Below are 8,778 nucleotides of genomic sequence, written 5' to 3'. Positions count from 1 at the left end.
GTCGTGTGGGAAGAAGAGGGACGCTATCCTGACTTGATTATTGAACTGCTCTCAGACTCCACTGCTCAGAATGATCGCGGCCTGAAAAAGAGCCTCTATCAAGACCGATTCAAGACCAGGGAATACTTCTGGTTTTCGCCAGAGAGTCTGGAGTTTGAAGGATTCCGGCTAGGGCAACAGGGTTATGAAGCGATCGTCCCCAATGGCCAAGGATGGCGATGGAGTGACGAGCTAGGGCTGTACTTAGGGATCCATGACCACAAGCTTCGGTACTTCCAGCCCACGGGAGAGCTAGTGCCCACCCCAGAGGAGGATGCCCTTCAGCAATACCAACGGGCAGAACAAGAAGCCCAACGGGCAGAACAAGAGGCCCAACGGGCAGAACAAGAGGCCCAACGGGCAGAACAAGAGGCCCAACGGGCAGAACGTTTGGCGGCTTATCTCCGTGCCCAGGGGATTAATCCGGATGAGATATAGCAGGGTCAAGACGCAACTAGCTCACCTTAGACTATGAATTTAGAACATCTAAATCCTTGAGCCATAGATAGATTGTTACATGAACAAGCAGCCAAATCGTAATCTGACTGCTTGTTGCTAAACCAATCACCGCTGATAGGCCACGGATCCGTTTCCAGGGTTCTAGTCTGACCAACTCCCTAACTCACTGCCATCTAATACCAATTCTCCAAAAGCTAGCAATGAGTTATGAGTTCCTAGCGAGGGCTTAAATCCTAACTGGAAGCTATTTGTAGCCGTAGTATAGGACTGATTAACCCATTTCTATGGAATAGATGGTGACATCAACCCTGGCATGGATTATAAGCTAGCTAAATCGTGTAACTAGGTTTAGAAAGCTAAGGTCACGCGATCGCTGCTACAGCCTTAGCCTTGGTACCTCTAGCTGTTGCTTTGGTGGTTTTGCTGCCAGTAGGCCCATTTGACTGCTTGATAGCACAGGATGACGTTGCACTAGCTAAAGCTGACGTATCCATAGATGATTCCGGCTTCGGCGCTTCAAATACAACCATGTAGGATAGATGCGGCTGCATCTGCCCCATTACTTTAAGATAGCTCTCTGCATCGTTACGGGTGCGAAACCGAGTGACTAGCTCACGTTGCAGGTCAGATGACAGACGGTAAATTACCCAAGGGTTAAGTTGTGCTTGATAGTTCATAGTTCTACCTGTAAAGTGTGAGTTGCAAATCCACCAGAAACCCAGAGCAAGCATTCAATTCCCTAAACACCCTGCCTTGAATGCACCAACCTATGGCACGACCGTGAACGCTGTTTACCTGCTAGGCGCTACATATAGGTTATCTTAGTGGCTCGTATACTATATGCAGTGGACGGAAAATATTTTTGTATCCCAAACTACAAAGTTTCATTTTTTAATATTTAGTAGCCTTTCTTGAGCGTTTAGTCGATATGCTGCGCCCACTAGAGTTTTATGATTGATTAAGGAACTTGAACATTAGTTACGTCTTCTAATCTCGACAGGTGACCTTATGGGTCTAGCACTCTTGCTTCAAGGTTCTTTGAAGGGAGAGGTGACAAACGCTTCCTGCTAAGCATCTAGGTCAGCTACGTGCAAGCAGGGTGTGTCTAACCAGAAGAAAGCCATTGGTTATGCTTGGTTCTTTCGGTGTAATGGTGTCGAGATCAGGACGCACTGTAACGATCGTTGCAATAGGATCATTCAATCTCTAGATGATCAGACTTGAGGGCATCGATGGGATACTTCTCGCTACCGTCGCAATTGCGAAAGTTTTCTCAATCTAAGCGTCTAGCAATTGTAGAAGCCTGCGTGATTGGGCTAGTTGCGGCTCTGTCTGCTGTATTGCTGAAGTATAGCATTGGCTGGTTAGGACGCTGGCGCATCTACGCAGCCCAAATGATGCCTGCATGGTTAGTGTTGCCAACGATCGGGCTACTTGGCGGCTTAGTGTCTGGTTGGATTGTGGAGCGCTTTGCTCCAGAAGCATCTGGTAGTGGCATCCCTGGTGTTAAGGCGGCATTGAACTACGTGCCTATTCCGCTAGAGCTAAGGGTTGCAGTGACGAAGCTCATCAGCACGATCGTGGCTTTAGCCTCAGGTCTGGTGCTAGGGCGGCAGGGACCTACAGTCCACATTGGAGCTGCCCTTGCCGCTCAGCTTAGCCGATGGTTTCCTACATCACCAGGATACCGGCGGCAGTTGATTGCCGCTGGAGCAGCAGCCGGACTGGCCGCAGGCTTCAATGCCCCGATCGCAGGGGTATTGTTTGTGATTGAGGAACTGCTGCAAGATGTTTCCGAGATGACCTTAGGTACTGCCATCCTGGCATCGTTCATTGGAGCTGTCGTATCACGGTTGCTCGGTGGTAGTGGTCTTAACCTCAACATTCCCAATTTTCACAGTAGTTTTTCCTTGCCTGAAATGCCCTTATTCATGCTGTTGGGCTTACTAGCGGGCTTATTAGGAGGCTTGTTTAACCGGGGAGTTATTTTCAGCTTGAAACTTAACAAGCAGTTGTCGATTAGCCTACCTTGGCGAATGGCATTAGCTGGCGTTATCTCTGGGACAGTGATTGGGCTGTTGCCTGATGCTCATCGCAACTCAGCCGGGTTACAGGATGTACTCATGACCGGAGCCACAACCTGGACGTTACCAGCATTGGCCTTTGCTGTCCACTTTGTCCTTACCCTAGTAGCCTATGGATCCGGCGCACCAGGGGGATTATTTGCTCCATCACTCACCCTAGGCTCAGCTCTGGGATTATTGGTCTGTTATGGTGCAGAAGCACTCCAACACCTTGTTGGGATTCCTGTCGAGGCTCAAATTTCAATTGGTTCCTATGCCACCTATGCTTTAACGGGCATGGGAGCATTTTTCAGCGCAGTAGCACGGGGTCCAATTACTGCGATCGTCATTGTATTTGAGATGACAACAGATTTTAACCTAGTACTGCCGCTGATGGTTGGCTCCGTAACTGCTTACTTGTTTGCAGAAACTGTATCCAAGGGTTCGATCTACAGCAATATTTTGGATTGGAATGGCATCCAACTCAATCGAAAAGCACCGCTCGATGAGCAACTAGCCTCACTGACAGCGAATGACATCATGCAGCGGCAGGTAGAAACACTCACTAGCCTAATGACGATCGCGGAAGCCAAACAAGCCTTTGCCCAATCCCATCACCGGGGCTTTCCAGTAGTTGACAGTGGGCAACTTGTGGGGATCATTACCCAGACTGACCTGAGCAAGTCTGTGTTGCCTCCAGAAGCGCCGATCGCAGATATTATGACTCCAGATCCAGTGACGGTTACGCCCTATGATTCCCTCAGTCATGTGCTGCACCTGTTAAATCGTTATCAAATTAGTCGCCTGCCCGTCACTGAAGGACGGCGGCTAGTGGGCATCATCACCCGTGCTGACATCATTCGAGCGGAGTCAGATAAAGTAGCAAATGCTACAGGACAAGCCAATGCCCGTGCCAGTCCTGCCTATGTGGTCTATCAAACTCGTGACCCTGCGATCGGCAACGGTCGCTTACTAGTGCCCCTCAGTAACCCAGACACAGCCCAAACGTTATTGCGGATGGCCATGGCTATTGCCCGTGATCGTCGCTATGAGGTGGAGTGTGTGCAGGTAATAGTTGTGAGTCGCGATCGGCTACCATCAGAAACTCCTGTGCGCACTACCCGTAGCCGACAACTCCTCAAACAAGCAACAAGGCTGGGCAAGGCATGGCAAGTGCCTGTACACACTCGTGTCTGTGTTACCCATGACCTAGCGTCTGCAATTCTAGAGATTGTCCGTGACGGACACATTAACCTGCTATTGATGGGCTGGAAGGGAAGCACCTCAACACCAGGGCGTATTTTTGGCACTGCGGTGGATGCCATTTTGCAGCAGGCGACCTGTGATGTCATGCTAGTGAAGTTGGGCAAGCTTGCGAAAGCACCCGCAATCAAGCCGCGGGTATTACCTCGCCTCATAAGTGATGACTCATCTGTGCTATGGCCCATGACCCATCCGCAGTTGCCCCATTTCGATCGCTGGCTAGTACCTGTTGGTGGCGGGCCAAACGTTCAGCAGGCTGTGCAGTTATTGCCATCCCTCACGTCCCTAAGCCACGCTCCAGAAATTCGGTTGTGTCAAGTCTGTCAACCCTCTAAGCCCATACCTGATGTCACCGCTCTAGAAGCAGCTACCACATTCCTAGCTGACAATATTGCTGGCCCGGTTATTGCTACCCCAGTTTGTGCTAATTCAGTGCCTGAAGCGATCGTCGATCTAGCTGCTAAAGATCAGTGTGATGTTATTGTCATGGGCACCAGCCGAGAAGGATTGTTACAACAGGCGATTCATGGCAATATTCCAGAAGAAATTGCTCGCCGCAGCACGTGCACGGTGATTCTTGTTCGCCGAGCAACATCAGAAACGAACTGATACCCGTAACCAAGCAGCACACCCCTATTTCCACTGCTCCAACCACTGCAAGATAGTAGCTGGCAGATGGGTGCGAGTACGAGTTGCCACCTGAACACAAACATGACGGGTAAAAACACTACTCACTAGCTTATCGGGTCGTTCGCTACTGACTAGTTGATACTGCACCTCAAAGTCGGTATCGCTGGTCTGTTGGGGTGTTAGTTGAATGGTAATACGATCGCCGCAAAACAATGGACGCAAAAAGTCTGCCCTAGTATGGGTAATGGGCACAGCTAACTCTCGGCCACTAAAAAAACTCTTCAAATCAACACTGCTAGCTGCCAAGGAAGCTTCGTAGGCCTCATGGCAAATTGCTAAGATATTAGCGAAAAAAACAACGCCTGCTGCATCGGTATCTTGAAAACGAATGGTGCGATCGTAGGTGAATGCCATAGCTCCCTAACCATGGATGGCGCGATATACCCGTCTAGTTAATATCCCACCAGCCAAAATAAGGCCCTATAAAGCGAATGGTCAGCCAGGCAGCAATCATAGCAAAGATACCAATCCATGCACCTGTAGAGGTGATTTTCATGAACGTCTGCGTCTGGCTTTTAGTCAGAGGAAACCAGGGATAGAGCCGTTGTTCTTTACCATAGTCATCGCCCAGCGTATCTTTTCGTCGTTTTGAGTCACCCATAGGTTCGCTCCTAGCAAGCATTGTTGATCAATCGAATACTCATCCTAAATCTAGCCCTCTCAGCACTGAAAAGAGATAGTAGCTGATTTTACTCCTGAATCACCTGAGCAAGCGCATCTGCGATCGTAGGGTACTGGTACTGAAACCCAAGCTCTTGAGCACGCTTAGGGATGACTTTCTGCCCCTCCAAAACTAATTTAGCAGCATCGCCTAGCAAGAGTTCTAAGGCAAAGGCAGGTACGGGTAACCAGGAGGGACGCTGAAGCAATGTTCCCAAGGTTTGGCAGAGTTCTGTCATGCGTACAGGGTTCGGAGCAGTAGCATTGAGAACACCACTAATATCAGGACGGGAAAGGGCCATCAGGATTAGACCAGCTAGATCATCACGGTGAATCCATGAGAACCATTGACTGCCCTTACCCAACGGGCCACCAATAAACAGACGGAATGGCATCAGCATTTTGGCGATCGCACCCCCATTGCCTACCACGATGCCAATACGGGTAATCACCAAGCGCACCCCAGCCCTAGTTACCTCCTGAGCTGCAGCTTCCCATTCTTGACAGACCTCGGCCAAAAAGTCTGTGCCTGCTGGGCTAGTTTCCTCAAAGGTCGCTGTCTCGCTAGTGCCGTAATATCCAATAGCAGAGGCACTGACCAGCACTGATGGGCGAGGATTGGCATTGGCAATCGCAGCTACCAGGGTACGGGTAGCACCTTGGCGACTATTGAGAATCTCTTGCTTGTACTCCCGTGTCCAGCGCTGATCAGCAATAGGAGCACCTGCTAGGTTAACAACCCCATCACAACCAACTAGGGCCTGTTGCCAATCACCTAAGGCCATCGGGTCATAGCTCACAACCTCAACCTTAGGAAAGGCTTGGGCAGGAAAAATTCGGTGTGCTCGTGCTGGCGATCGCGTTAGCACAACTACTGTATGACCCTCAGCTTGGAGACGCTCCACTAGCCGACTGCCGATAAATCCGGTTGCACCCGTGACTACAATTTTCATGGGCACTACTTCCGTAAGCTAACGTGTTGATGATACAACGATCGTACCAACGCTACATCCAGATAGGTTGTCCATCCAGCTTGACCGCTAATCACTTGGAATACGTTGCCAGGATCCCCAAGATGATCCAGAACCAGAATCGCACCCGTGAAGTCTTGGGTTCGAGTATAGTCGTTTACTGTAACAATCGTCCTTAAGCCAGCCGCTGTTGCCGACTTCAGCCCGTTATCCGAGTCTTCAAAGGCAAGACACTCATTGGGACTCAGCCGCATCTTTTCCAACACATAAGTATAAATGTCAGGGGCAGGCTTTTTTGCAGGCACAACATCACCAGCACCAATCACCTCAAACCAGCTCATGCCTTGCCTACCTAGGGTACTTTCCACTAGAGCTGTCACATTGGCAGGGGTTGTTGTGGTGGCGATCGCCAGCCGTAAGCCTTCAGCCCGTGCCTCTTCTAGCAGGCGCTTGACCCCTGGACGCAAGGGAATACTGCCCTCTGCTAGCAACTGGGTGTAATGGCGAGTCTTGGCAGCGTGCAGCCCAGCAATAAACTCCTTAAGATTCTGAGGACGAGGAAAATCAGGCCGATAGGTCTCTAGATAGTGCAGTATTCGCTCTTTGCCACCTGTTACCTTCAATAACTTGCCATACAAATCAACTGTCCAGTCCCAATCTAGCCCAGCTTCCGCAAAAGCCCGGTTAAATGCGACTCGATGCCCATCTCGCTCAGTATCTGCCAGAGTGCCATCAACATCAAAAATCAGCGCTTGCAGTTCTGCCATATCCCCATTAACACCATTGCTCGGTCAGATAGTCGTAAGCCGTGATGAGCAACAGTCAGCAACTTAAGCTCCTGTGCACAGAGTGATTTTCTCCATGCATCATCAAGTGGCTAAAACTACCCTCTATGATTCTACGAGGTTAGGAACTCAGTATTGAGATTGTTAGGCTATCCCGTCTGGAGCAATTGGAACCCGTGATGTCAGAATTGTCAAGAAATATAACGCCAATAGATAGGCTTTAGCTCTACGTCACAGTCTGTGTCAATGGCCATAAACACCCGCGCCAAGTCAATTCCGCGCTCAATCCTATAAGGAAATCCTATAAGTAGAAGCATCCTTTACGGGATCATGAGCGTTTGATAATATATCATTTCTCATTTCTTAATCTCTAGATACTATCGTCAATATCAATATCATGAATACATAGTTGTTATTATAGTTGTTATTAATGTGATGGTTCCTGAAGTTGATGGCGAATAGCCATAGTGTCTGTAGCTGGTGATATTGATAGGTGGCATAGCCTTTACAACTATTGCTGCGTTAAATTGAAGGCTATAGCTGTAGAGATAGTAATTGGCAATTTAGCACTAAAGCGTTGACTACGGGTTAAAGCAATACCCTGAGACTAGACTGTGACCTTGCATTGTATGTACAACTGGTGAACTCCTATAATGCTGGGAATTGTATGATGCTAGGAATTATTTGGTGTCTAACGTTGCTCAAGCAGTGGGTGCTGCCTATCGAGTTCGGCGCAGTGGATTAGTACTTATATCAGTACTCTCGTGTTAGTACTTTGTCGCTACGATTCCATTCTCTGCTATCAAAGGAACATAGGTGTATTGGTGGAACAGAGATTTAGTCATCGCGCTAACTTTGAACGGCAACTGAGACAAGTGCAGCGAGATGTTTTGCGAATGGGTGCACTTGTAGAGCATTCATGCTGGCTAGCGCGCCAAGCTCTGTTTGAGAGTCACCTAGAGGCTGCCAGTCAGATTGCTGTTCAAGATAAGCAAATTGATCAGCTCTACAAAAAGATTGAGCTAGACTGTGTAGGGTTAATGGCATTACAGTCTCCCATCAATCAAGACCTACGGATGTTAAGTGCTGTTATGCAGCTAGTTCGAGATTTAGAGCGGATTGGTGACTACGCTAAAGATTTAGGGGAGATTGCCATTAAACTTTTCCAGTATCCTCCTCAAGAGTGCATGGCGCGGATCCAGATTATGCTCGATCGCTGTCGTGCCATGTTAGCGATGAGTCTGGCGGCCTTATCAAACCTAGATGCTGAATCGGGTCTAGCGGTGAAAGAACGAGACGATGCCGTCGATTCTGACTATGACGAACTCTATAAGCTGCTGGCAGGACAAAGCAACATTCAGGGGGTAGTGGAGCCGATCGTGCTCTTAGTCTTAGTGATCCGTCACCTAGAACGCATGGCAGACCACGCTACTAACATTGGCCAGCGAGTTGCCTACATTGTCACTGGACAGCGGTAGCCCTAGAGATGTCGCAGTCGCTAGGAATGTCAATACTTTTTAGTGAAATGCTGATGCTGTTACCTAGGCTAGGAGGATGATATAGTGCAGTGAGGGTTGTGTAAGTGTTGTAGAGAATCCTCTTGTCAGCACGGTCACCGTTCTGTTGTCACTGAGGAGTCAGCACTTCCATGCGTGCACTGTTGGTTTATCCCCGCTTTCCCCAAAGCTTTTGGTCATTTGACAAGACATTGGAACTGGTGAACCTAAAGGCACAGTTGCCACCCCTGGGTATCATCACGGTGGCAGGGATCTTGCCTCAAACCTGGGAAATGAAGCTAGTAGACTGCAACCTGCGCCCAGTGACAGCAGAGGAGTGGGACTGGGCTGA

Annotated in this window: 9 protein-coding genes; 4 read left to right on the top strand and 5 right to left on the bottom strand. The window is 49.1% G+C overall.

The window, feature by feature from the left end:
• Positions 1-477 (top strand): Uma2 family endonuclease (locus tag NZ772_08760; GenBank protein ID MCS6813644.1); only part of this gene is annotated, 477 nt, incomplete at its 5' end.
• A 383-nt stretch (positions 478-860) separates the two neighbouring features.
• On the opposite strand, the gene NZ772_08755 is transcribed toward NZ772_08760, so the two are convergent.
• Complete coding sequence (locus tag NZ772_08755; protein MCS6813643.1) at positions 861-1,175, bottom strand: hypothetical protein; 315 nt, start codon at positions 1,173-1,175, stop codon at positions 861-863.
• A 555-nt stretch (positions 1,176-1,730) separates the two neighbouring features.
• On the opposite strand from NZ772_08755, the gene NZ772_08750 reads away from it, so the two are divergent.
• Positions 1,731-4,433 (top strand): chloride channel protein, encoded by a 2,703-nt coding sequence (locus tag NZ772_08750; protein MCS6813642.1) that lies wholly within the window; start codon positions 1,731-1,733, stop codon positions 4,431-4,433.
• A 24-nt stretch (positions 4,434-4,457) separates the two neighbouring features.
• Here the strand turns inward: NZ772_08750 and NZ772_08745 are convergent, their stop codons facing one another.
• From NZ772_08745 to NZ772_08730, 4 genes are all read right to left on the bottom strand, one after another.
• On the bottom strand, positions 4,458-4,868 hold the full coding sequence (locus tag NZ772_08745; protein ID MCS6813641.1) for an acyl-CoA thioesterase: 411 nt from the start codon (positions 4,866-4,868) through the stop codon (positions 4,458-4,460).
• 34 nt (positions 4,869-4,902) lie between these two features.
• Positions 4,903-5,115 (bottom strand): DUF2839 domain-containing protein, encoded by a 213-nt coding sequence (locus NZ772_08740; GenBank protein MCS6813640.1) that lies wholly within the window; start codon positions 5,113-5,115, stop codon positions 4,903-4,905.
• Between the two features lie 88 nt (positions 5,116-5,203).
• Positions 5,204-6,127: a TIGR01777 family oxidoreductase gene (locus NZ772_08735; GenBank protein ID MCS6813639.1), complete on the bottom strand. Its 924-nt coding sequence runs from the start codon at positions 6,125-6,127 to the stop codon at positions 5,204-5,206.
• Between the two features lie 5 nt (positions 6,128-6,132).
• Positions 6,133-6,912: an HAD family hydrolase gene (locus tag NZ772_08730; protein MCS6813638.1), complete on the bottom strand. Its 780-nt coding sequence runs from the start codon at positions 6,910-6,912 to the stop codon at positions 6,133-6,135.
• Between the two features lie 842 nt (positions 6,913-7,754).
• Here NZ772_08730 and phoU point away from each other — a divergent pair.
• Positions 7,755-8,408, top strand: a complete 654-nt coding sequence (gene phoU / locus NZ772_08725) for a phosphate signaling complex protein PhoU (protein ID MCS6813637.1) — start codon at positions 7,755-7,757, stop codon at positions 8,406-8,408.
• A 170-nt stretch (positions 8,409-8,578) separates the two neighbouring features.
• Positions 8,579-8,778, top strand: a 200-nt coding sequence (locus NZ772_08720) for a B12-binding domain-containing radical SAM protein (protein ID MCS6813636.1), incomplete at its 3' end; no start/stop codon positions are given.

This window comes from Cyanobacteriota bacterium (assembly GCA_025054735.1).
In the GTDB taxonomy this organism is placed as follows: Bacteria; Cyanobacteriota; Cyanobacteriia; order SKYG9; family SKYG9; genus SKYG9.
The sequence above is the reverse complement of the archived record's forward strand: the minus strand, read 5'-3'. Positions and strand labels throughout refer to the sequence as shown.

Excerpts from the sequence above, each read along its gene's own strand:
- NZ772_08755 (MCS6813643.1), bottom strand. The coding sequence starts at position 1,175 with ATGAACTATCAAGCACAACTTAACCCTTGGGTAATTTACCGTCTGTCA.
- NZ772_08750 (MCS6813642.1), top strand. The coding sequence starts at position 1,731 with ATGGGATACTTCTCGCTACCGTCGCAATTGCGAAAGTTTTCTCAATCT.
- NZ772_08745 (MCS6813641.1), bottom strand. The coding sequence starts at position 4,868 with ATGGCATTCACCTACGATCGCACCATTCGTTTTCAAGATACCGATGCA.
- NZ772_08740 (MCS6813640.1), bottom strand. The coding sequence starts at position 5,115 with ATGGGTGACTCAAAACGACGAAAAGATACGCTGGGCGATGACTATGGT.
- NZ772_08735 (MCS6813639.1), bottom strand. The coding sequence starts at position 6,127 with ATGAAAATTGTAGTCACGGGTGCAACCGGATTTATCGGCAGTCGGCTA.
- NZ772_08730 (MCS6813638.1), bottom strand. The coding sequence starts at position 6,912 with ATGGCAGAACTGCAAGCGCTGATTTTTGATGTTGATGGCACTCTGGCA.